A 23,618-nucleotide genomic window follows, 5' to 3' on the forward strand; every position below is an offset into this window, starting at 1 on the left:
CGCCCCGGCGGCGCGGGAGGACGAACCCGCCGAGGTCTAGAGCCGGAGCGGCTCCAGCGCCGAATCGTCGATCCTGGCGTCCACGGCGTGCCGCCGTACCGCCTCGACCCCGTTCACGCACGCCGCCTTGCTGGCGTAGCCGTCGCTGACCGCGAGCGTCTGGCCGTTGCCCGCGACCAGCTTGAACCGGAAAACGCCGCCCTTGTCCTTGCTGATGATGAAACGTCCTGCCATCTAATCCCCCCGAGACGAACCGGCTGTTTCGCAGCCTTACCCCGACCGGTCGGCATGCGATCATGACCACATGCGTATGCGCCTCGGGGCCCTCTTCGCACTGATTCTGATCCTCGCCTTTCCCGGTACGGCTGTCGCGGCACCCGCGCCTCCCGTCACGGCGCGTGTCGCGTACCTGGTGGACGCCGCCACGGGAACGATCCACTACGCCAAGCGGCAGACGCGCCGGGTCCCGGTGGCCAGCCTCACCAAGGTCATGACCGCCTACGTGGTCCGCCGGGAGTCCTCGCTGGACGACGTGATCAGGATCACCCGGGCCGACGTGAGCTACGCCGCGGCCCGGGGCGCCACCACGGGCGGGCTGCGCGCGGGCGAGCGCCTCACCGTGCGCGCCCTGCTGTACGCCCTGCTCCTCAACTCGGGCGCGGACGCCTCGCACGCCCTGGCCGAACGGTACGGCCCTGGCACGCGCACGTTCGTGGCCAAGATGAACGCCGCCGCGCGCCGGTTGAATCTGCGGAACACCCACTACGTCAATCCGGACGGGCTGCCCGCGTCCGGGGCGTACTCGACCGGACGGGACCAGGTCGCGCTGGCCCGCGTGGCGATGCGGGACCCGGTGATCGCCACCATCGCCAGGACCAAGGCGCGCAAGTTCGGCCGCCACACCTGGCACAACACCAACGAGTTGCTGGGCCACGGCGTGATCGGCCTGAAGACCGGTTACACCAGCGCGGCGGGCTACTGCCTCAGCTTCGTGGCCACCAAGTCCGGCCACACCTACATGGGGGTCGTGCTCGGCGAGGCCACCGAGGCCCGGCGTTACGCCAGCGCCCGCAGAATGATCAACTGGGCGGTCGGCGAGACTAGCGCAGCAGCGCGTGGCAAGCGATAGCGGCGGCGGCCACCACGTTGAGGGAGTCGACGCCGAGGGCCATCGCGTTCGGGCTCATCGGGATGGAGACGCCGTGGTCGGCCTCCGCCAGCCAGTGTGAGGACAGGCCGTCGCCCTCGGAGCCCAGCAGCAGGGCGACCCGGTCGGCGAGGGGGATCTTGTCGATCGCGGGGGCGTTCTGGTCGGGGGTGAGGGCGAGGGTCTGGAAGCCCGCCCGGCGCAGGTCGGCGAGGCCGCCGTACCAGTCGGCCATCCGCGCGTACGGAATGGCGAAGACGGCGCCCATGGAGACCTTGACCGCGCGGCGGTAGAGCGGGTCGGCGCAGCGCGGCGAGAGCACGACCGCGTCCACGCCGAGCGCGGCGGCGCACCGGAAGATCGCGCCGACGTTGCCGTGGTCGACCAGGTCCTCCAGGACCAGGACGCGGCGCGCGGGTCCGGCCAGCAGGTCCTGGACGGCCGGGAGCGGCAGGCGGCACATGGACGCGAGGGCGCCCCGGTGGACCTGGAAGCCGGTGATGTTCTCCATCACCGCATCCGAGACGACGTAGACGGGGGCGTCGGCGGGCAGGTCGGCGAAGGAGGGCAGCCACTTGCGGGTCGTCAGCAGCGAGCGGAGCGGGTGGCCGGTGGCCAGGGCGCGGCGGATGACCTTCTCGCCCTCGGCCAGGAACAGGCCCTGCTCGGGTTCCAGCGCCTTGCGCAGGTCGGTGTCGCGCAGGCGGGTGTAGTCCGCGATCCGCGGGTCGGCGGCGGAGTCCACCTCGATGACCATCAGGCCAGCGTACCGTTGCCGCTCCTTTAAGCCGCCAGTCGACGATTACCAATCGTGACCGATACAGTACTCTCCGCTGCATGTGGCCGGGTGGGCGACGATCGGAGGTCAAGGTGCCTGACCAGCGAACGCACGTACATCCGGCCGTGCAGGAAGCCGGCTGGCTGAGGGACGCGCGCCGGGCTCGCCTGTTGTCCGTGGCGACCCTCGGCTGGCTCGGCGCCGAGAGCCTGCTCGGGCTGTGGTCGGGGACGCGGGCGCATTCGGTGGCGCTGGTCGGCTGGGGTCTTTCCGCGCTGGTGGAGGCGCTGGCCAGCCTCATCGTGATCTGGCGGTTCACCGGCGCCCGGCTGCACTCGCTGAACGCGGAGCAGACCGCGTCCCGGGCGGTGGCGGTGAGCTTCTGGCTGCTGGCGCCCTATCTCGTGCTGCACGTGGCGCACGATCTGAGCGAGGGCTACCGGGCCACGCCGAGCGCGCTGGGCATCGTGGTCACGACGATCAGCTTGGTGAGCATGCCCTTGCTGGGGCTGGCCAAGCGGCGGGTCGGGGCCAGGCTCGGCTCGGCGGCCACGGAGGGTGAGGGCACCCAGAACCTGCTCTGCGCGGTGACCGCGGCGGGGGTGCTGCTGGGGCTGGCGCTGAACACGATCGGCTGGTGGTGGGTGGATCCGGCGGTGGCGCTGATACTGGCGGCGGCGGCCGTGCACGAGGGGCGCAAGGCCTGGCGTGGCCACTCCTGCTGCCACTGAAGGGTCACCACGGCGAGGTCGAGACCGGCCGCGCGGAGTTCGCGGATCACGCACTGGGCGCCGCCGGGGTCGGTCCAGGCGCGGCAGAGCCGTTCCTTCATCACGATTTCGCGTAGATTCGCCAGGCCGCGCAGGCCGTGCCGTACGGCGGGGGTGACGCCGGGCGGCGCGAACTGGATCAGTAACAGGTCGCCTGAACGGCGCCTGACCACCACGTCTCGCGGCTCCCCCTGCACAGCAACCCCTGCACCAAAACACGAAATTTCATGACCGTTGGCATCACGATACATCGCGTCTTGGCCATGTCAAGATGTATCGCGTCCTCCAATACAGACCAAATCCCTATATATACGGAAAGTAATCGTTGCACTAGAAGTGCGGTTTTGCCGTTCTTAGGCTTGCCGCTATCGTTCCGTAAGCATTACGGAGAATCTCCCTATATGGCGTAACGCTGGCGCGTACCGTCGGGAGTCAATCGACACCAAAGAGGCCACCGTGGGCGGACGCCATCGCACCGATGAACTCGAAGGCGGCTACAACCCCTACCCGGAGCCCCCGCCGCGGCGGCGCGGCGGCGCGGGCAAGGTGCTGGTGCCGCTGGCCGGCGCGGTCGCGCTCGCGGTGCTGCTCGGCGTGGCCGCGTATGTGGTGGTCAACAAGGAGGGCCCCGGCTGCGGCGTGGACAAGGTCGCCCTGAAGGTGGTGACGTCCAAGGACGTCGAACCGGCGGTGGCGAAGATCGCTGAGCGGTTCGGCAAGTCCGGCAAGACGGTGGACGGCAAGTGCATGGCGGTCACCGTGTCCGGATCCGACTCGGCGGGCGTGGCGGCGGCGTTCTCCGGCGTCGGCGACGCGCCCCGGCCCGACCTGTGGATCCCCGATTCCAGCCTCTGGCTGGCGGGGCTGCCCAAGGAGGGCGCGCCCGAGGTGCTCGGCAACGTGGCCCAGTCCCCCGTGGTGCTGACCGCGCCCAAGGCCGCCGCCGAGCAGCTGGCCTCCGCCTTCACCCCGAGCTGGACCGGCATGGTGAACGCCGCCAACGCCGCCAACCCCGACGGCCTGGCCAAGAAGGTCCGGGTGCTGGTGCTCGACCCCGGCCTGAACGCGGCCGGGCTCGGCGCGCTGGCCGCCGCCGCCGGAGTGCTCAAGGCCAGCGGCGCCGCCAACACCGACGAGCTGCTGGTGGGCGTGCTCCGGCAGCTGTCGGAGTCGAAGGTGACCTCCCCCGACAGCCTGTTCGCCACCCTGGCCAAGGCCGCCAACCGGGTGCCCATCGGCGTCACCAGCGAGCAGTCGGTCTGGGCGTTCAACGCCAAGAACGACGCGGCGGCGGTGGCGCTCTACCCGGCCGAGGGCACGGTCAACCTGGACTACCCGATCGTCAGCACGATCAAGAACGACGCGGGGGCCGCGAAGGCCGCCAAGGAGTTCGTCACCGAGCTGGGGTCCGCCGCGTCCAAGAAGACCATCCAGGAGTACGGCTTCCGCACCCCCGACGGCATCGGCAGCGCGCTCACCGAGGCCCAGGGCCTGAACCCGAAGGCCCCCACCGCCCTGCCCCTCCCCGACGCCAAGACCGTCACCACCCTGGCCCAGTCCTGGAAGCGGGTCAGCCTCGGCACCCGGCTGCTCTCCCTCGTCGACATCTCCGGCACGATGGCGCTGCCCGCCGACAACACCGGCGTGACCCGGATGAAGGCCATCGCCGATGTCGCCACCGAGGGTCTCAAGCTGTTCCCGGAAAAGACCGAGATCGGCACCTGGGTCTTCTCCGACAACCTGGACGGCCCGAAGGTGGACTGGAAGGAGACGATCCCGATCGGCCCGCTGGCCCAGCAGCTGAACGGGATCACCCGGCGCGAGCTGGTCGCCAAGAACCTGGCGGAGCTCAAGGCGATCCCGACCGGCAACACCGGCCTGAACGACACGCTGTGGGCCGCCTACCAGAAGATGACCAAGGAGTACCAGGCCGACAAGATCAACACGATCCTGCTCTTCACCGACGGCGTCGGCAACGACGACCCGTCCGGCGGGATCTCCAACGCCGGGATCCTGCAGCGGCTGAAGGCGGCCTTCGACCCGCAGAAACCGGTCAGCATCCTGATCATCTCGTTCAACACCGAGGCCGACGGGAACCGCACCCAGATGACCCGGATCGCGCGCACGACCGGGGGCACGGCCTACTTCCCGCAGACCGTGCTGGAGATCCGCAACATCTTCCTCAAGGGCATCGCCCGCCGTCTCTGCACTCCCAACTGCCCCTCCACGCAGCAGTAGCGCGGTCCCATCCGCACCACCGGCACGCCGGGTCCCACCAGGGGCCCGGCGTCCCTGTTTTCCCAGCTCATGCCACTTGGGCATGGATCACTGCGCCGTAAACGCGCGTCCGGAAACGAGCGTCTTTATCGCGAGGGGCCTGGCAGAGCACGCCTATTTCGTTACTGGTCCCGATCTCGGGGAGGACACCGTTGCCCGGATGGCCGAACGTCGGCCGCGCCGACGATCACCGTTTACTGGAGGCGCTGCGCCAGGCCGACGCGCACGCACCCGCCAGTCTCTACGACGCGTACGCGGACCGGCTGACCGACTACGCCTACACCTGCCTGCGCGACCTGGACGCCGCCGCGGACGCCGTGCACGACGCCATGGTCACCGCGCAGAGCTCGGTGCACCGCCTGAAGGAGCCGATCCGGCTGCGCGCCTGGCTGTACGCGCTGGTCCGCTTCCAGTGCGCCGCCCGCTCCTCCGGCCGTACGGCCACGGGGGCGATCCCGGCGGTGGAGGAGGCCGAGGACCCGGAGCTGAGCCTGGCCGTGCACGAAGCGCTGGGCGAGCTGAGCCGCCAGGAGCGCGAGGTGCTAGAGCTGACGCTCCGGCATGGTCTTGCCCCGGCGGAGGTGAGCGCGGTGCTCGGGCTGACCGCGCGGCAGGCCGCCCAGCGGCTGACCCGGGGCCGCGACCACCTGGAGAACGCGGCCGCCGCCGTGATCCTGGCCCGGGTGGGCCGGGCGCACTGCCCGCAGGTCTCGGCCCTGCTCGACTCCTGGGACGGGCCGCTCAGCGCGCTGCTGCGGCAGAAGCTGACCCGGCACATCGCGGGCTGCGAGGTCTGCGCGGAGGGCCGCCAGAAGCACGTGGCGGCCACGCGGCTGCTGGACCTGGTGCCGATCATGTATCCGCCGCTGTCGCTGCGCCGCCGGGTGGTGGACACCTGCGTCAACCCGGACCGGGACCAGACCCGGGTGCTGATCACCGAGCGGGCCGACCGGTTCGACCGGGAGGGCTTCCCGGTGACCGCCGAGTTCCGGCCGAGGCGGGGCCGCCGGGCCGCGCCCGACCGGCGCAGGGCGCGGGGGCGGCGCAAGGTCACGCCTATCGTGGCCACGCTGGCCTGCGTGGTGGCGGCGGCCGGGTCGCTGGCGTGGGTCAGCGGCCAGGACGCGGCCGGCAGCATCAGGATCGAGGCGATGCCGCCGCCCAGCACGCAGCCGCAGCTCGACCTGCCGTCCGAAGATGGATCGATCCAAGGTCCTGAGGAGACCCCGTCGGAGATCCCATCCGAGGATCCGCCGGAGAGCTCCACCGCCGCGCCAGGATCAGCCCCCGCGGTCCAGCCGACCCCGATCGCCCAGGCCAGGCCGACGCCGACGCCCACCAAGAGCCGGACGGCCCGGCCCACCTCCCCCGCGCTGAGCCTGAGTTGCCCCGGCGACATCGGCGACACCACCGGCGACGTGATCTGGCTGAGCGCGCGCAACGCCGCCCTGTCCTGGACGGCGACGGTCTCCGGCGGGGCCACGATCTCGGCCAGGAAGGGCCGCTTGAAGGCGGGCGCGACCGGCAGGGTGACGCTCACGGTGAGCGAGCCGGGCGAGGCGGGGAGCGCGACGGTCGCGTTCCGGTCCGCGGGCGGCAATCCGGTGTGCAAGGTGTGGTGGCGCGGCGAGAACGCCCAGACGCCGCCGGACGGCGTGCCCCAGCAGACGACGACCCCGCGCGCGCCGAGCCCGTCGCCGACGGTGTCCGCGTCCCCGACCCCGACGGTGCCCGCCGCGAGCGAGCCCACATAACCCCCCGAACACGTCCAGAGATCATAAGTTTCGCGCAGAGATCACAAGGGGAGAAAACAGGCGACCAAGGACATGAGGGGGCACAGTGGCCCAGGCATGGCTACCCGTTGCCAGTCGAATTCCCGCTCCCCAGGACGCCGGCCCCATGAACGGCGGCGCGCCCCGGGTGGTCTGGTTCATCTGGCCGACCGACCCACAAGGGATCTCGGCCAAGTCCGTCGCTCAGCGGCTCGTCCAGCTGAACCGCCCCGCGCACCTGGTGTGGAACCCGGTGCTCGGGCAGATCGTCCAGCAGCTCCCGCCCTCCCGGGCGGCGTGCGGCCTGGGCGGCGACCTGAACCGGCATGGCCGGGCGTGCATCCAGATCAGGGTGCTCGGCTCGGTACAGGAACCCTTCACCGACAGCAAGCTCGACGGGCTGGACGAGATCCTGGCCTGGCTGGACTCCTGGGAGGTGCCCCGCCGCTGGCCGGCCGGTCCACCCCTGCCGTTCCCGCACTCCCTCGCAGGCGGAGGCGATGGCCGCCTGTGGGCGCGAGGAGGGCATTTCGGCCACTCCCAGGTGCCGGGGGCTCGCGAGGGCGATCCAGGCGCGATCGACGTACGGCGCATCCTGGGCACCCCCGCCGCCCTTGAGGTCCCCCGTCCACGCGAGGAACTCCGCCTCCTGGAACGGGTGATCTAAAGGTACGGCTGCCGCCGGCGGCTCGACCGTTCTCTTTGGCGTTCTCTTTGACGCGGTCTCCGGACCGCGCGAAGTGGTGCTGTCCAGAGTGGTCCATTGTTCTTACAAAAGCGGACATAGTCCGAGAGGTCTCCTTTTGACGCCCTAGCGTTGATCCGCTCACGCGGCTTCACATGCCAATTCCGAACAATCTGGTCAACCGACCGGTCCGGCAGGGCGTCTACTTCATGCACCACCACAGGAGGCCTCCATGGTTCCCCCCGGCGACTGGCGCGTACCCGGCTATGCCGAAGTGCGCACTCTCGGAGTCGGCGGCGGAGGCCGAGTCGTGCTCGCGGTGCACGAGGCGTCCGGCGCCCATGTGGCCATCAAGTACCTCTCCGAGGACTTGCGTGGGCAGCCGGGCTTCCTCGACGGTTTCCGCGACGAGGCCCGCCTGCTCGTCGAGGTCGACGACCCGCACGTGGTGAAACTGTACGAATACGTGCAGACACCCGAGGGCGCGGCCATCGTGATGGAGCTGATCGACGGCGCGCCGCTGCGCGCGCTGTTGCGGGCCGAGGGCGGCACCGGGGCCGAGGCGGCGCTGGCCGTGCTCAAGGGCTCGCTCCTCGGCCTGGCCGCCGCCCACCAGCGGGGCGTCGTGCACCGCGACTACAAGCCGGAGAACGTGGTCGTCCCGGCCGACGGCAGCAGCAAGCTGGTCGACTTCGGCATCGCGGTCAAGGCGGGCGACGCCGGTACCCCGGCCGGGACCCCGGCGTACATGGCGCCGGAGCAGTGGGCCGGGCATCCCGCCTCCCCCGCCACCGACGTGTACGCCGCCACGGCGGTGTTCTACGAGTGCCTGACCGGGCGGCGGCCGTACCAGGCAACCGAGCATGCGGTGCTCATGCACCTGCACCAGACCGCGGCGATCCCGGCCGGGGACGTGCCTGTGCCGGTGCGCGGCCTGATCGAGCGGGGCATGGCGAAGGACCCGCGTCGGCGGCCCGCCACCGCGGCCATGTTCGTGGCCGAGTTGGAGGCGGTGGCCGTCGCCGCGTACGGGCCCGACTGGGAGGCCACCGGCCGCCGCAAGCTGGCCGCGCTGGCCGGGCTGGTCGCGGGCCTGTTCCCGATGAGCGGCGGCGGGGGCGTGCCGCAGGTGGGCACCACGCTGTTCAAGTCCTCGCTCGGCGCGTTCGGGCGCAGCCTGCTGGGCAAGGTCGTCATCGGCGCCGTGGCCCTGGTCGTGGCGGGCAGCGGGATCACCGCGTACGTCCTGGGTTCCAGCGACGAGCCGATCAAGGAGGTGACTCCGGTGGTGGCGGAGGAAACGCCGTCCCCGATCGAGGAGTTCACCGCGGAGCCGACGGAGGAACCCACCGAGGAACCGACCGAGGAACCCACGGAAGAGCCAACCGAGGAACCCACGCAGGAACCGACGCCCGATCCCGATCCGACGCCCACCCCCACTCCCACGAAGGACGCGCCGACCAAGGTGCTCGGGGTGGCCGTGGGCGGTCTCTCGCTGGCCTCCTCGGCGTCGGCGCCGCTGGCCAAGGGCACGGTCTCGGTGGTCACCGACGGCGTCGCCAAGACCACGCTGACCGTGAAGTTCACCGTGAACGGCAAGGTCGTCGGCTCCCAGTCGATGGCGCTGAGCGGGGCGAAGAAATACACCAAGGCGGTCAGCCGCGACCTGGGCACCCGGCCCTGCACCGGCACCTGGGGCATAGTCGCCACCACCAGCCCGGCCGCCGCCACCGGCGCCGTGACCGCCACCACCAAGGTCGCCGCCTGCCCGACCCAGGTGACCGACCTGGCCGTGCAGTCGGTCGCGATCGACAAGAACGGCAAGACCGCCACCGCGACCGTCAAGGTGGAGACCGACGGCACCGGCCGGATCGAGCTGAACGGCGACTTCACCGGCGCGAGCCAGTCCTCCACCCTGTCGGCCCTGCGCCTGGCCGGCCAGCGCTCCTACACCAGGACCTTCACCTACACCTTCACCAAGCCGGTCTGCACGGGCTCGGTGAGCTTCACCGCGAGCACCGATCCGGGCGGGCCCGCCGGCAGCGTGAAGAAAGACGTCAAGGCGGAGTGCGAGGTCAAGGTCACCGGCCTCATGGTGAGCCTGGGCGGGCAGCGGGACGGCAACGGGGACATCACGAGCACGGTCCAGGTGACCACGGACGGCCCGGGCACGGTCAAGCTGACCACCACCTACGCGCGCGGGCAGGGCGGCTCCAACCCGGTGAACACGCAGACCTTCACGCTGTCGGGCCAGACCAGCTACACGGTCACGGTGAGGTTCGACTTCGGCATGCTCTGCGACACCTACTACGGCCTGGCCGCGGTGACCGACCCCGCCTTCGGGCGCTCGCCAACCAGGGCCGAAAAAGTCGCCAATTGCGCGATCATCGAATGACATTTCGTCACGTACGCCACAATGGTCTCTTTCTGACACCATCCACGACTATGTCGTGACTATTCGTATCACCGTCTTGTGGATCACTAAGATACGTGTTCGTCGTGGCGGGGGCCCGGGGATTGTAAGGAGACCGTTATGTACGGTAGACCGGCCGCCTGGCGCGTTCCCGGCTACACCGAGATGCGCGAGCTCGGGACCGGCGGCGCGGGGCAGGTGGTTCTCGCCAGACACGATGCCGACGGCACGCTGGTGGCGATCAAATACCTGTCCGAGGAGCTGCGTTCCGACCTGAGCTTCGTGGCCCGCTTCCGGCACGAGGCCCGCCTGCTCGCGCTGATGGAGCGCAACCCGCACGCCGCCAGGTTCTACGAGTACGTCGAGCACCCCCAGGGCGCCGCCATCGTGATGGAGCTCGTGGACGGCGTCTCGCTGCGCGCGATGCTCCGCTCCGAGGGCCCGACCGGTCCCGAGGCGGCGCTGGTCGTGCTCAAGGGTTCGGTGATCGGCCTGGGGATCGCCCACGAGATGGGCATCGTGCACCGGGACTTCAAGCCCGAGAACGTGATGGTGGAGGCCGACGGCACCAGCAAGCTGGTCGACTTCGGCATCGCCGCCCGGGCCGGGGAGGGCACCAACGTGTCCGGCACCCCGGCGTACATGGCGCCGGAGCAGTGGTCCGGCGCGCCGGCGGGCCCGGCCACCGACGTCTACGCGGCCACCGTGGTGTTCTTCGAGTGCCTCACCGGCACCCGGCCGTTCCGCGCCACCAACCTGGCCGCGCTGGCCCGCCAGCACCAGGCCGCCGCGCCCCCGATCGAGGAGGTCCCGCCCCAGCTGCAGGGCCTGATCGAGCGCGGCATGGCCAAGCACCCCGCGGACCGCCCGCGCTCGGCCGAGTCCTTCCTGCGCGAGCTGGAGGGCGTCGCCGCCGACGCGTACGGCGACAACTGGGAGGAGCGCGGGCGGCGCCGCCTGGCCGCGCTGGCCGGGCTGCTGCTGCCGTTCTTCCCGCTCACCGAGGAGGCCCCCGAGGTCGCCACCACGCTGAACGAGAGCAAGCTGGGCGGCGGCCTGTTCAGCAAGGCCATCATGAAGATCGGCCTCACCGTGGTCGGCATGGCCGTCATCGCCGGGGGCACCGCGGTGGTGGTCGGGTCGCTCAGCGGCACCACCCTGTCGGCCGGGGAGACCACGGTCTCGCCGACCGCCTCGGCGGTGGACGCCGAGGTCCCGGTGGAGGAGGTCGAGGACACCGCGGAGCCGGTGGTCCCGGAGGAGTCGACGGCACCGGCGGAGGAACCCACCGACCCCGACCCGCCGACCACCGCGCCCACCACCCAGGCCCCGCCGCAGCCCGGCCTGACCCCGACGCCGACGCCTACGCCGACGAAGAAGCCGACGCCCAAGCCGACCAAGAAGCCGTCGAAGTCGCCCACCCCGGAGGCGCCCGACCCGACGACGACGATCCCGGGCAACCCGTCCTCGACCCCGACGCGGACGCCGACACCGACGCCCACGCGGACCACCCGGCCGACCACTCCCCCGCCGAGCACGCCGCCCCCGTCCACTCCCCCGCCGACCACGCCGCCGCCGACCACGCCGCGGGAGGAGCCGACCATCACGCTCGCCAGCCCGGACACCGAGCCCAGCGAGAGCCCGCTGGCCACGGCCGCGGCCGGGGTGTTCGCCGTCGGCCTGATGACGACGGGCCTGATTCCCGCCACACTTGCCGTGAGGCGATTCGTGGGAAGGCATCGGAGGCGGCGGTAAATGCACGACGGGGGGAGCGTCGCCGGGCACCGGCTGACCGGGCGGGTCCGAATCAGCGAGGTCGGCACCTGGCATGACGCGGTGGCGCCGGACGGCACGCCGTCCGGTCTGCTGCGTTTCGAGCAGCGCCTGCTGGCCGATCCCGCGGCGCGGGACCGGCTGGTGGCGGCGGCCAGCGCGGACCGGCGGCTGCAGCAGGGCGGGCACACCGGCCTGCTGCCGGTGGCCGACCTGGTGACCGCGCGCGGCGACGTCTGGCTGATCAGCGGGCGCCGGGCCATGCCCACGGTGGCCGAGCTGCTGGCGGACGGCGGGCGCACGCCGGACTCGGGCAGCGCCGCCACCATCCTGGTGGAGACGGCCCAGGCCCTGCTCACCGTGCACGCCGCCGGTCTCACCCATGGCGCGCTGCACCCGGGCACGATCGTGATCGGCGAGGACGGCACGGCCATGCTGGCCGAGCGCGGGCTGCTCGAAGCGCTGCGCAGCGAGCCCACCTCGGTGGAGCGGGACGTGGCCGCCTGGTCGGGCCTGGCCAGGGGCCTGGCCGCCAGCTGGGCCGCCGGCCAGTCCGCGCAGCTGCTGGACCGGGCTGCTGCCATGGCCGCCACCCGGGGTCTCGGCGCGGCCAGGGACACCCTGCTGGGCGGGCGGGACGTGCTGCCGACCGGGTTCACCACCCGCGAGCGGCTGGTCCAGACGCTGCACGTGTGGTCCTCCGCCAGCGTGCCGACCTCGCCGCCGCCGGCCGCCGTGCCGGAGACGGGCGAGATGCGCACGCTGCTCGACCCCGCCGTGTTCCGCGGCCAGGACCCGACGCAGCCGGGTTCCTCGGACGGGCAGGGGCTGCGGTTCGGTCCCGGCGTTCCGGTCGAGACGTCGGCCGCGCAGATCTGGCGGCAGGGGCAGTCCACCCAGCACACCCCCGACCTGCGCGGTCACGTGGGCCCGGCCGCGGCCAAGCGGCCGACCCGGCGGCGCACCGCCTGGGCGGGCAGCATCCTGCTGGCCATCCTGGTCGCCGCGGTGATCCTGTGGATCCGGCAGGCGCCCGGGCTGGCCCTGGAGGTGGCCAAGGTGGACGTGCGGGCCCCGAAGAAGGTGCAGGGCTGCGACTCCACCGCCAGGATCGTCGCGGTGGTCAGCACCAACGGCGGCGCCGGGACCTTCTCCTACGTGTGGGAGCAGAGCGACGGGCGCAAGATCCGGGAAACGCAGCGGGTGGAGTCTGATACGAAATCGGTGGATTTGCCGTTGCTCTGGAAGGTGACAGGGCCGGGTAGCCTCAAGGGCACCGCAACCCTGCGGATCCTGGATCACACCGCTACCGGGAAACCCATTCAGGACAGAGCGAGCTTCTCGTACAAATGCTGATTTCACTAGGCTTTCGGGCATGACGACGACCCCGGCCGGTTGGTACCCCGACCCTTACGGCTCCCCCCAGCTTCGTTGGTGGGACGGTTCGCAGTGGACCGATGCCACCCATCCGCTTGAGCAGCAGCCCGCCGCGACGCCCCCAGCCGATCCCGCGGCGGCCGCGCCCACGGCGGTGCAGCCGATGCCCGGACCGTCGACGCCGCCGACATCACCTACCCCGCCATCGACACCGCCATCGGGGCCCTGGGCGACGCCATCGGGATCCTGGAATCAGCCGAGCGGGCAGCCGGGGCCCCAGCCGCAGCAGCAGTGGGGTACCGACCCCGGCGGGCAGCCGCAGTGGGGGCAGCCGAACCCGACCTCCATGATGCCGCAGCCGCAGTTCGGGCCGCCGAAGAAGAGCTCGCCGGCGCCGTGGATCCTGGGCGGGGTCGCGATCGTGGTGGCGCTCGCCCTGATCGGCGGCGCGATCTTCGTGTTCGTGAACCGGGGGACGGAGACGCCCGTCGCGCAGCCCACCACGAGCGAGCCTGCGCTGCCGCCGGAGACCCAGCCCCAGGACCCGCCAACCGAGGAGCCCTCGCCGCCGCCGAGCCAGCAGCCGCTCACCGAGCTGCCGCAGCCGACCGGGGACCGGATCCAGGACCCGCTGGCCGGGTTGTCCTATCTGTTCCCCGGTGACCCGTGGACGGTGCCGAAGGCGGACAGCGTCAACGCGCCGAACAATCCCTCGATGCCGGTGTTCACCAGCGGTTACCAGGCGATCTCGCAGGAGAACTTCGACGGGAACGAGGGCAGCGCCTGGGTGGGCTCGGTCTACGCCGCGCGGTTGCCCGAGATGTTCCCGTACAGCGGGCCGCAGGATCTGCGGAATGTGACCAGTGCGCTACTCGTCGCGTACGAACCGATTTTTTACCGGCCGGCGCATGAGCGGAAGATCGTCAAGAATGAGGCGATCAAGGTGAGCGGGAAGGATGCCTGGATCGTTTCGTACGTGATGGATTTCACCGAGCAATCCAAGGCCAACAACTGGAAGTGGAAGACCGAACCGGGCGCGTTCGTGCTGGTGGATCAGGGTCCGGGGCAGCGGCCTTCCCTGTTTTACGCCTCGATTCCCGACAATCTCAACGTGTCCGTACTTGACCAGGTGCTGGACTCGCTCCAAGCGGGCTGACCACGCGCACTACTCTTAGGTCATGAACGACCTGCTGGTCTGGATCGACTGTGAGATGACCGGGCTCGACCTCGGCCGGGACGCGCTCGTCGAGGTGGCCTGCGTGGTCACCGACGGTGAGCTGAACCAGGTGGACGCCGGGGTGGATGTCGTGATCAAACCGCCGCCGGAGGCGCTGGAGCAGATGTCGGAGGTCGTGCGCTCCATGCACACCGCCTCCGGGCTGCTGGAGGCGCTGGCCGAGGGGGTGACGCTGGCCGAGGCCGAGTCGATCGTGCTGGAGTACATCCGCGGGCACGTGGCCGAGCCGAAGAAGGCGCCGCTGTGCGGCAACTCGATCGCGACCGACCGTTCGTTCCTGGCCCGCGACATGCCGATCGTGGACGCCTTCCTGCACTACCGGATGATCGACGTCTCCTCCATCAAGGAGCTGGCCCGGCGCTGGTATCCGCGGGTCTACTTCGCCTCGCCCGAGAAGCAGGGCGGGCATCGGGCCCTGGCCGACATCACCGAGAGCATCCGGGAACTGCGGTACTACCGGGCCGCGGTCTTCGTGCCGCAGCCCGGTCCCGACTCGGCCACGGCACGTGACGTGGCCGAGGCGATTACAAGTTCGTAGTTGGCACCTGAAACCGCTACACTCATCCTTGTACGCAGCGATCAAGCGGCGGACATGGTGGGTGTAGCTCAGCTGGCAGAGCGCCAGGTTGTGGTCCTGGATGTCGTGGGTTCAAGTCCCATCACTCACCCCAGCGAGAGAGGCCGGTCCCTTAGGGACCGGCCTTCCGCTTTTCCCGCCCGCGGAACCGCCAACCGGGCAATTGCGCGCGAGTAGTCGGCCGACATCGCCCCAAAGGTCCGTATCGCGGGTTATGCTCGCACTCAACCGCTAGCCACAACCGCTACGCCGGACGCGCGGGGGCCTCGGCGCCTTGACTCTGCCCACGGAGGCCGGATGAGAGTCGATGACCGGACCGGAACGAGCCTCAGCAAGCGCGAAACCGAGGTCATGGACCTCATCGCCACCGGACACTCCAACGGCGAGATCGCCCAGCGGCTGTTCCTCAGTGAGAAGACCGTGAAGAACCACGTCAACCGGATCTACTCCAAGCTCGGCGTGGACTCCCGGGTCACCGCCATCGACCTCTGGCGCGCCGCGAACACCGCTGAGTAGAACCCCGCTGAGTAGAACACCGCTGAGTAGGCGCGTCAGGACCGCAGCGCGGCGGCCAGTCGGCTGAGCCCGAAGTCCAGGTCCTCCGCGGCGAGGTTGAGCGCCGGACGCAGCCGGACCGAGCGTTCGCCACACGGCAACATCAGGACGCCCTCGTCCTCGCGCAGTCTCCTGATCAGCTCGCCCCGATCGGCGGGACTGTCCCCGGGCACATCGAAGGCGCACATCAGCCCCCGGCCACGGGCGTGCTCGACCAGGCCCTCGTCCTCCAGGCCGCGCAGCGCGCCGAGCAGCTTCTCGCCCAGGATCGTGGCGCGCGGGATCAGCCCGTCCCGCTCGATGATCTCCAGCAGCCGCCGGGATCGCACCATGTCCACCAGGTTGCCGCCCCAGGTGGAGTTGATCCGCCCGCTCACCTGGAACACGTTGTCCGGCACCAGGTCCACCCGCCGCCCCGCCATGATCCCGCCGACCTGCGTCTTCTTGGCGAACGCCACGATGTCCGGGACCAGCCCCAGCTGCTGGTACGCCCAGGGCGTCCCGGTCAGCCCGCCCCCCGTCTGCACCTCGTCCAGCACGAACAGCGCCTCGTGCCGGTGACACAACCCCTGCATGGCCTGGAGGAACTCGGGCCGCATGTGGTTGTCGCCGCCCTCGCCCTGGATCGGCTCGGCGATGAAGCAGGCGATGTCGTGGGGATGCCGCCGGAACGCCTCCGCCGCCTGGTCCAGCGCGCGCTCCTCGGCCCGCTCGACATTCCCGAAGTGGATCGCGGGGACCTCGACGCGGGGCCAGCCGAACTTGGGGAACCGGTCGGTCTTGACCGGTTCGGTGTTGGTCAGCGAGAGGGTGTAGCCGCTGCGGCCGTGGAACGCGCGGCTCAGATGCAGCACCTGGGTGCCGAGCCCGGGATGCCGGCCGTGCGCCTCGTTCCAGCGGCTCTTCCAGTCGAAGGCGCACTTGACGGCGTTTTCCACCGCGAGCGCGCCGCCTTCCACGAAGAACAGGTGCGGCAGCTCCGGATCGCCCAGCACCCGGGTGAAGGTCTCCACGAACCCGGCCAGCTCCTCGGTGTAGAGGTCGGAGTTGGCGGGTTTGTTGGCGGCCACCCGGCCCAGCCGGGCCAGGAACTCCGGCTCGTCGTCGAACGGGTTCATCCCCAGCGGCGCGGAGGCGAACGACGTATAGAAGTCCAGATATTTCCTGCCGTCGCGGGCATCGACCAGCCAGGAGCCCTTGCTCCGCTCCAGATCGAGAACCAGCCGATACCCGTCGACCAGCAGGTGCCGCCCCAGCCGCGCGTGCACGTCATCCATGTCGTCTCCCCATCGAGTCGTACGGACAACATGATTGCCTCACACACGGCAGGAAATGTGAATAGCTTCCTCCTATAGAGGTCTATTCCCGGATGTTCTTCAGGCAGCCATCGGGTGCGCGCGATGTCCAGGGTGGTGCGTCACGTGCCGCGCCCGGAACGCCAGCACCAGCATCGCGGCGCCCAGCACGATCGCGAAGATCCCGATCAGCGCGGCCAGGGCGAGCGCGCCCGCGCCCGGCCAGAGCATCAGGATCGCGCCGAAGATCGCCGCGAGCACGCCGTTCAGGATCATGCTCCAGTCACCCTCGACCTCCTTGCGCCGCATCACCGCGCCCACGATCTCGACGATGCCGGTGATGAGGAACCAGGCCCCGATCAGCCAGATCAGGACCAGGGCGGTGATGCCCGGCCAGACCAGGACCGCGATGCCCGCGGCCAGGCTGACGAGGCCGGAGAGGATCAGCCAGCCGCGTTCCCCGCTGGGCCGGTCCCGGAACGCGCCCAGGATCGTGGCGGCTCCGTTGATCAGCGCGTACACGCCGAAGACGATGACCAGGGCGGTCAGGGTTATCGCGGGCCAGATCAGCGCGATGAGACCGAAGATGATCGCCATTACGCCGCGAACGGCCAGCGTCCACCATCGTTCTGGCGCCATCCCCGTGCCCGTGGCCCCGGAGTGGATGTCGGTATTCCTATTGGCCATGACGCCACCTCCATCCCTAATACATGTCCACCAGGAGGCCGTCACCAAGCCCTCATATCACCCAAATTGCCGTCAATCATGACAAACTACAGGGCGTTGAGGAAGCGCGCCGCGACCGGGACCGCGGCGCCCGCGCCCGTGCCGCCGTTCTCGACGAAGACGGCGAACGCCAGATCGTCCTGGTAGCCCACGAACCAGGCGTGATCGGGCCGGCCCTGCCCGACCTCGGCGGTGCCGGTCTTCCCGGCCACCCCGGGGGGCAGCCCGCCGTTCATCGCGGTGCCCTCGGTGACCACGGCCGCCATCATCACACGCAGCCCGGCCACCACGTCGGCGGGCAGCTCGCGCGGCATCGGCTGCGGGAGCTGGGCGGCGGGCAGCAGGTGCGGCGAGCGCCAGGTCCCGTTCTGCACGGCCGCCGCCATCGCCGCCATGCACAGCGGGCTGGCCTCCACCGTGCCCTGCCCGAAAGAGTCCTCCGCCATCGCGTCGTCGTTGCCTGGCGGCGTGAGCGACCCGCAGGTGCCACCCGCGCCGGTGGCCAGGTCGCCGCCGAAGCCGAACCTGCCCGCCTCGGCGACCAGCGTGTCGGCGGTCAGGCGCTCCACCGCGAGCTGGGCGAACGTGGTGTTGCAGGACTGTGCGAACGCCTGCCGGAGGGAGAGCGTGCCGAGGTCCCTGCCCTGGTAGTTGAGGATCAACCGGCCGTTCGGGATCTGGTAGCGCCCCGGGCAGGCCGCCGGGGTGTCGGTGGTCAGCCCGGTGCCGAGCACCGCCGCCGCTGTGACGATCTTGAAGGTGGAGCCGGGCGGGAACTTCTGCTGGAAGGCGCCCTTGCCGCCGAGCCGGTCGGCGACCGCGAGCACCTCGCCCGAGGACGGCCGGATGGCGACCAGGGCGGCCGGATTGGCCACGCCGTCCAGCGCCCGCGCGGCCGACATCTGGATGTAGCGGTCGATCGTGGTGGTGACCCGGGGCGCGGGCCCGTCGCCCTCCTCGCGGACCAGCTCGATGCCCGGTTCCCCGGGATTCTGGATCTCCGCGATCCACCCCGCCTCTCCCGGGTGCGCCCCCTGCATCAGATCCGCCACGTACGGCTCGGCCCCGCTGTCCAGCGGCAGCGGCTCGCCCTCCCGGGTCGCCAGCCGGGGCGCCTGGCCGGGGATCGGGCTGCGCACCACGTGGCCGCCGAACTGGAGGTCGGGGTGGATGACGTCGGGCAGCCAGTCCACCTTCCAGCCAGGACCGGACTTCAGCAGCCGGAGCACCGAGGGGTAGATGATCTCCTCATCGCCCTTCAGCTGCCATTTGCCGGTAAAGGGAAGTTCCGCGCTGTTCGGGCCGGTCGGAGTGGGGCCGCCGGGCGAGAGCACGATCGAGTCGGCTCCGACAGCCGTGCGGAACTCGCGGTGCAGGGTGGCGAATTCCGGCGGCACGTCGACCAGCAGTTCGGTCATCGCGTCCATGTCGCCCTTCGCCCAGGCCTGCAGGTACGCGGTGCCGACCTCCGCCGGGGTGTCCCCCTCCTCATCCACCCGTGGGTCATCGACCGGGACGCTGGCCGGGGCGGTGGGCGTGGCTATGGTGTCGGTGGCGCCGGGTTCGCTCCGGCCGCTCATGATCAGGCCGATCACGCCGGAGAGGAATATGGCGAGTGCCACCGAGATCAGAATGAGCAGCGGCCGCCTGCGCATACGGTTTCTCCTGGACGTTGGAGAGTGCACTCCTGGATATATCACGCATAGGAGACAGAATGGCGAAGGTTGTGAAGGAGCCCCTGCCGGGACGGTATCCGGTGAGTTACGGCGAGGTGGAACTCCTGCGCGACCTCGACCGGCCGTACGGGTGGGTGCTGTGCAGCGGCGGGGTGCCGCAGTCGTATGTGGACCTGGCCGACCCCACCTACCTGGACTTCGAGTATGTGCAGCTCATGGGCACGGTCATCGACGTCCTGCCGGGCGGGCCGCTGGATGTGGTGCACGTGGGCGGCGGGGCGTTCACGCTGCCCCGGTATGTGGCGGCCACCCGGCCGGGGTCCCGGCAGATCGTGATCGAACCGGATGAAGGGCTTGTTCAGCTGGTTCGCGAGCAGCTCGGGCTCCGGTCCGTACCGCGCCTGAAGGTGAGGATCACCGACGGGCGGCGGGGCGCGACCGGGATCGAGGACGCGTCCGCCGACCTGGTCGTGCTGGACGCGTTCACCGGCGCGATCATGCCGGTGGAGCTGGCCACGACCGAATATCTGGCCGACATCGCGCGGATCCTGCGGCCGGGCGGCACGCTGCTGGTCAACGCGGCCGACGGCAAGGGCCTGATGTTCGCGCGGCGGCTGGTGGCCACGCTGCGCCGCGCGTTCCGGCACGTGCTGCTGCTGGCCGAGCCCGGCGTGCTGCGCGGGCGCAGGTTCGGCAACCTGATCCTGGTCGGGTCGGCCCGCGAGCTGCCGGTGGACCGGCTGGTCCGCAGCGCGGCGGGCGGCCTCACCCAGGCCCGCTGCGTGCACGGCGAAGCCCTGGTCAACTTCGTCGCCGGAGCCGCGCCGATCCGGGACGGCGAGCCGGTGGTCGCCCCCGTGCCGCCCCCGGACGTCTTCGGTCATTAATCAGAAACCCGTCCCATAGCCAGCCGCATAGCCACCGACCAAGCGATTCGCCGCTGCGGCTGTCCAGATCACGACTTTCTAATTAATTAGGAGCCACCCTGTTCGGCCACGATCCGGTCGATGTGCCCGGCCAGCTGGTAGTCCATGTCGGTGAGCCCGCCGGTGTCGTGCGTGGTGAGCGCGAAATGCACGGTACGCCACCGGATGTCGATGTCCGGATGGTGGTTCATGCGTTCCGCCTCCACCGCCACGGCGGTCACGATGCCGATCGCGGTCGGGAAGTCGGGCGCGGTGACCGTGCGGCGCAACGTGTTGCCGTCCCTCGTCCAGGTGGGCGGCTCGGGCTCACTGTTCATGGCCCGAGCCTAACCATCCCCCGCTCAGAACATCGGAGCGCCACTCCCCGGTGCGGGCGAGGTCTTCGCCCGGGACCGGCGGGCCATGGACATGACCCCGCGCACCATGTGGGTGGCGTGGGTCTGCTGCCTGGTCGCGATCGACTCGGCCAGGATCGGCTCCAGCTCCGGCATCAGCCGGGGCAGCTGGGTGACGCTCCACTCGTGCCATCGGGAGAACTCGGTGCCGCCGCTGTCGCTGTCCTCGCCCCGGTAGGCCATCATGACCGGACAGTGATCGTTGGCGTAACCGAGCCAGGACTCGATGGCCGAATTGAACCGTTCCACACGTGAGACAGCCGCGTAGAACCAGCCGTCGTCCCCCAGGTAATCCTCATCGCCGGACTTGGCCGGGTAGGCCCTGGCCAGCGCACCGTGCAGAAACAACCCACTCGCGACGACCAGCTGGCGCCCCTCGGACCAGTCGATCGTGTCCTGGAGCGGTCCAGGACAGCTCGATTCGATGGCCGTGCGCTGGTAACTCGAGGGTTCTCGCTCGAAACGCACGTGGACCTCGGCCCACATGTAGTACTTGGCTTCGCCTGCCCCGAAGAAGGGGAAGGGAAATTCATTCATCTGATCTCCCAGACGGCGGAATCGGTGACATCACGGTGTCAGGTCCCCCGAACTCCTAGCATCCGTAGTATTACGGGACTTTACTGGGTCCCGTGTTCGTCGGACGTGTGACGGAGTTGACTGCGCTCGCTGAGGCGGCTGAGCGTGGCGGTCTCGCTGAGGTGGTCGGGGAGCCTGGGATCGGCAAGACCCGGCTGCTGACCGAGTTCGCCCGGCGCGCGGAGAAGCAGGGCCTGACCGTGCGCCGCGGCCGGGCCACCGAGTACGAGCGGGAGATGCCCTACCGCGCCTTCGAGGAGGCGTTCGATCCGTTCCCGACCGGCGACCGGCTGGTGCTCGCCCGGGAGGTGCGGGCGCGGCTCGCCGCGGCGGCCCCGGCCGTGCTGATCCTGGACGACCTGCACTGGGCCGACCCCGGCTCGATCGAGCTGCTCGCCTACCTGCTCCGCCGCCCGCTCCCCTCCGAGCGGGTGCTGCTGGTCTGCGCCTACCGCGACCGGCAGGGCGGCGTACGGCTCCCGGCCGCGCTGGCCGAAGCCGGGCCCGCCGCCGTGCCACACGCCCGGATCGAGGTCCCGCCGCTGGCCCTGGCCGACGCGGAGGCCCTGATCGGCAACCGCCCCGGGCTGCGCGCCCTCTACGCCGAGAGCGGCGGCAACCCCCTCTACCTGGAGGCCCTGGCCGGCCAGGAGGACCGGGTGGTGTCGCGCTCCGGCCACCGCCACGACCTCACCGGCCTGCTGCTCGGCGAGATCGCCCTGCTGTCGGCCACCGAGCTGCTGGTGGCCCAGTCGGCCGCCATCCTGGGCGACGAGTTCACCCCCGACGACGTCGCCATGGTGCTCGACTCCCCGCACACCGAGGCCCTCGGCCGGCTGGCCGCGCGCGACCTGATCCGCCCCGACGGCAACGGCAGGTTCCGCTTCCGGCATCCCCTGCTCCGCCGCCTGATCTACGAGAAGGCCGACCCCGCCTGGCGGATGAGCGCCCACCGGGTGGCCGCCCGCGAGCTCACCCTGCTCCGCGCGCCGGTCCGCGAGGTGGCCCACCACGTCTCCCGTACGGCCAGCAGGCACGACCCCGGCGACCTGAAGACGCTGATGGAGGCCGCCAGGGAGGCCATCATGGTCGCCCCCGCCGCGGCCATCGACTGGCTGACGGCCGCCCTGCCCCTGGTCGGGGACCTCACCGATCCCGCGTCTGTGGAGCTGCGCGTGCTGCTGGCCAGGGCGTACACCTTCGACGGGCAGCTGGAGGCGGCCAGGGCCGCCATGCACGAGCTGCTGCCGCACCTGCCGGTGGGCAGCCGCGGCGAGGTGGTGGCCGCCTGCGCGGTGGTGGAACGGCTGCTCGGCCGCTACCAGGAGTCGGCCTCGCTGCTGGCCGCCGAGGTCGGGCAGGGCGGCAAGGGCGCCTGGCTGCACCGCGAGCTGGCCACCCTGCGGCTGCAGATGGGCGACGTCGGCGGGGCGCTGTCGGAGGTGGCCGAGGCGATCGCCGCCGCGGCCGCCCCCGAGGAAGAGGCGGCGGCGCACTCCCTGCTGGCCTTCACCGCCGCCTACGAGGGCAATCCGCAGTCCTCAGGCGAGGCCATCGCCGAAGCCCGCGCGCTGGCCGACGGCCTCAGCGACGCCGAGGTCATGCGCGAGCTCACCTGCCTGTCCCGGCTGGCCTGGGCCGAGCTCTTCATGGAGCTGCACGCCGACGCCGAACGGCACGCCCGCCGCGCGCTCGCGCTGGCCCGGCCGCTCGGCCGCAGCGGCATCCTGGCCGACGTGCTCACCGCCGCCGCCCAGATCTGCGGCCGCACCGGCCGCCTGGCCGAGGCCATCACGTTCGGCCAGGAGGCCGAGGACGTCGCCCACCAGTCCGGCAGCCCCACCCTGCTCGCCCTGGTCCAGGCCATCCACGCCGAAGCCCTCTCCTTCGTGGACCTGAGCAGGGCCGTGCACCTGGCCACCCGGGCCGGGGAGTCGGTGGCCGGGGTCGACGGCTGGTGGTCGGCCACCACCGTCTGCCTGTCCGCCCAGGTCCTGCTGGTCGCGGGGGAACCCGACCGGGCCCGCTGGATGTTGCTGGGCATCGGCGGCGGGGTCGGCATGCCGCAGTGCCAGCCCGGCTACCGCCCGATGTGGCTGGAGTCGCTCACCCAGGCCGCGCTCGGCTGCGACGAGATCGCCTGGGCCAGCGCCGCCGCCAGCGCCGCCATGACCGCCGCCGACGCTCTCACGCTGCCGGCGCAGCGGGCCTTCGCGCTGCGCGCCCAGGCCTGCGTCCGCCTGGCCGAAGGCGACCAGCGCACCGCCGAAGCCCTCGCCGAGCAGGCGGTCGGCCTGTTCAGCGACGTCAACATGCGCCCGCATGTGGCGCGCACCCTGCTGATGACGGCGGGCGCCCGCACCGACCCCCACCACGCGCTGGCCACCGCCAGGAACATCGCGCTGGACATCGGGGCCACCGTGCTGGTGGAGGAGGCCGAGCGGGAGCAGCGCCGCCTGGCCGCCAGGGCGCCGCGCCGGGGCGAGCTGCTGACCCGGCGGGAACGCCAGATCGCCGAGCTGGCGATGACCGGCATGACCAGCAAGGAGATCGCGACCAAGCTGCTGCTCAGCAGCCGCACGGTGGACGACCACCTGGCCCGCGTCTACCGCAAGCTGGGCGTCTCCTCCCGCGCGGCCCTCGCCAGGGTGCTGCTGAACTGA

At 71.0% G+C, this 23,618-nt stretch carries 20 protein-coding genes and 1 tRNA gene; 14 read left to right on the forward strand and 7 right to left on the reverse strand.

Features of this window, described 5'->3' with window-relative positions; translation table 11 throughout:
* Positions 1 to 36 precede the first annotated feature (36 nt).
* Complete coding sequence (locus Aple_RS17485; RefSeq protein ID WP_155345674.1) at positions 37 to 234, reverse strand: YegP family protein; 198 nt, start codon at positions 232 to 234, stop codon at positions 37 to 39.
* Positions 235 to 304: 70 nt separating this feature from the next.
* Between Aple_RS17485 and Aple_RS17490 the strand changes: the two genes are divergently transcribed.
* Positions 305 to 1,129: a D-alanyl-D-alanine carboxypeptidase family protein gene (locus Aple_RS17490; protein WP_155345675.1), complete on the forward strand. Its 825-nt coding sequence runs from the start codon at positions 305 to 307 to the stop codon at positions 1,127 to 1,129.
* On the opposite strand, the gene Aple_RS17495 is transcribed toward Aple_RS17490, so the two are convergent.
* Positions 1,101 to 1,904, reverse strand: a complete 804-nt coding sequence (locus Aple_RS17495) for a TrmH family RNA methyltransferase (RefSeq protein WP_174889844.1) — start codon at positions 1,902 to 1,904, stop codon at positions 1,101 to 1,103. The two genes, Aple_RS17490 and Aple_RS17495, sit on opposite strands and share 29 nt — an antisense overlap.
* 113 nt (positions 1,905 to 2,017) lie before the next feature.
* Here Aple_RS17495 and Aple_RS17500 point away from each other — a divergent pair, with 113 nt between their 5' ends.
* The 11 genes from Aple_RS17500 (at position 2,018) to Aple_RS17550 (ending at position 15,322) form a co-directional block, all read left to right on the forward strand.
* Complete coding sequence (locus tag Aple_RS17500) at positions 2,018 to 2,656, forward strand: cation efflux transmembrane domain-containing protein (RefSeq protein WP_246264545.1); 639 nt, start codon at positions 2,018 to 2,020, stop codon at positions 2,654 to 2,656.
* A 495-nt stretch (positions 2,657 to 3,151) separates the two neighbouring features.
* Positions 3,152 to 4,933: a substrate-binding domain-containing protein gene (locus tag Aple_RS17505; RefSeq protein ID WP_155345678.1), complete on the forward strand. Its 1,782-nt coding sequence runs from the start codon at positions 3,152 to 3,154 to the stop codon at positions 4,931 to 4,933.
* Between the two features lie 191 nt (positions 4,934 to 5,124).
* Positions 5,125 to 6,726, forward strand: coding sequence for a sigma-70 family RNA polymerase sigma factor (locus Aple_RS17510; RefSeq protein WP_155345679.1), 1,602 nt, complete (start codon positions 5,125 to 5,127; stop codon positions 6,724 to 6,726).
* Positions 6,727 to 6,871: 145 nt separating this feature from the next.
* The gene (locus Aple_RS17515) at positions 6,872 to 7,411 is read left to right on the forward strand and encodes a hypothetical protein (protein ID WP_155345680.1); all 540 of its coding nucleotides are present in this window, start codon (positions 6,872 to 6,874) and stop codon (positions 7,409 to 7,411) included.
* A gap of 250 nt (positions 7,412 to 7,661) precedes the next feature.
* Entirely contained in the window at positions 7,662 to 9,824 is a 2,163-nt protein-coding gene (locus Aple_RS17520) for a serine/threonine-protein kinase (RefSeq protein WP_155345681.1), read from the forward strand.
* 138 nt (positions 9,825 to 9,962) lie between these two features.
* Complete coding sequence (locus Aple_RS17525; protein ID WP_155345682.1) at positions 9,963 to 11,597, forward strand: serine/threonine-protein kinase; 1,635 nt, start codon at positions 9,963 to 9,965, stop codon at positions 11,595 to 11,597.
* The gene (locus tag Aple_RS17530; protein WP_155345683.1) at positions 11,598 to 12,971 is read left to right on the forward strand and encodes a protein kinase family protein; all 1,374 of its coding nucleotides are present in this window, start codon (positions 11,598 to 11,600) and stop codon (positions 12,969 to 12,971) included. It begins immediately after the preceding gene.
* A gap of 19 nt (positions 12,972 to 12,990) precedes the next feature.
* Complete coding sequence (locus Aple_RS17535; RefSeq protein WP_155345684.1) at positions 12,991 to 14,148, forward strand: DUF2510 domain-containing protein; 1,158 nt, start codon at positions 12,991 to 12,993, stop codon at positions 14,146 to 14,148.
* A 22-nt stretch (positions 14,149 to 14,170) separates the two neighbouring features.
* Positions 14,171 to 14,767: an oligoribonuclease gene (gene orn, locus Aple_RS17540; RefSeq protein ID WP_155345685.1), complete on the forward strand. Its 597-nt coding sequence runs from the start codon at positions 14,171 to 14,173 to the stop codon at positions 14,765 to 14,767.
* 57 nt (positions 14,768 to 14,824) lie between these two features.
* Positions 14,825 to 14,900, forward strand: a tRNA-His gene (locus Aple_RS17545).
* Positions 14,901 to 15,103: 203 nt separating this feature from the next.
* Positions 15,104 to 15,322 (forward strand): helix-turn-helix domain-containing protein, encoded by a 219-nt coding sequence (locus Aple_RS17550; RefSeq protein WP_155345686.1) that lies wholly within the window; start codon positions 15,104 to 15,106, stop codon positions 15,320 to 15,322.
* A 35-nt stretch (positions 15,323 to 15,357) separates the two neighbouring features.
* Here Aple_RS17550 and lat read toward each other — a convergent pair whose 3' ends face one another.
* The 3 genes from lat to Aple_RS17565 form a co-directional block, all read right to left on the reverse strand.
* Positions 15,358 to 16,638, reverse strand: a complete 1,281-nt coding sequence (gene lat / locus Aple_RS17555) for an L-lysine 6-transaminase (protein WP_155345687.1) — start codon at positions 16,636 to 16,638, stop codon at positions 15,358 to 15,360.
* Positions 16,639 to 16,737: 99 nt separating this feature from the next.
* A complete protein-coding gene (locus Aple_RS17560) occupies positions 16,738 to 17,343 on the reverse strand; it encodes an HdeD family acid-resistance protein (protein ID WP_246264546.1) in 606 nt (201 codons plus the stop codon).
* A gap of 86 nt (positions 17,344 to 17,429) precedes the next feature.
* Positions 17,430 to 19,037, reverse strand: a complete 1,608-nt coding sequence (locus tag Aple_RS17565) for a penicillin-binding transpeptidase domain-containing protein (protein WP_155345688.1) — start codon at positions 19,035 to 19,037, stop codon at positions 17,430 to 17,432.
* A gap of 59 nt (positions 19,038 to 19,096) precedes the next feature.
* Here Aple_RS17565 and Aple_RS17570 point away from each other — a divergent pair, with 59 nt between their 5' ends.
* Positions 19,097 to 19,945 carry a spermidine synthase gene (locus Aple_RS17570; RefSeq protein WP_155345689.1) on the forward strand — a complete coding sequence of 283 codons (849 nt, stop codon included), beginning with the start codon at positions 19,097 to 19,099 and terminating at the stop codon, positions 19,943 to 19,945.
* An 86-nt stretch (positions 19,946 to 20,031) separates the two neighbouring features.
* On the opposite strand, the gene Aple_RS17575 is transcribed toward Aple_RS17570, so the two are convergent.
* Positions 20,032 to 20,301 carry a 4a-hydroxytetrahydrobiopterin dehydratase gene (locus tag Aple_RS17575; RefSeq protein ID WP_155345690.1) on the reverse strand — a complete coding sequence of 90 codons (270 nt, stop codon included), beginning with the start codon at positions 20,299 to 20,301 and terminating at the stop codon, positions 20,032 to 20,034.
* A 24-nt stretch (positions 20,302 to 20,325) separates the two neighbouring features.
* Positions 20,326 to 20,916 carry a hypothetical protein gene (locus Aple_RS17580; protein ID WP_155345691.1) on the reverse strand — a complete coding sequence of 197 codons (591 nt, stop codon included), beginning with the start codon at positions 20,914 to 20,916 and terminating at the stop codon, positions 20,326 to 20,328.
* Positions 20,917 to 21,023: 107 nt separating this feature from the next.
* Between Aple_RS17580 and Aple_RS17585 the strand changes: the two genes are divergently transcribed.
* On the forward strand, positions 21,024 to 23,618 hold the full coding sequence (locus tag Aple_RS17585; protein WP_155345692.1) for a LuxR C-terminal-related transcriptional regulator: 2,595 nt from the start codon (positions 21,024 to 21,026) through the stop codon (positions 23,616 to 23,618).

The organism is Acrocarpospora pleiomorpha (genome assembly GCF_009687885.1).
Lineage (GTDB): Bacteria > Actinomycetota > Actinomycetes > Streptosporangiales > Streptosporangiaceae > Acrocarpospora > Acrocarpospora pleiomorpha.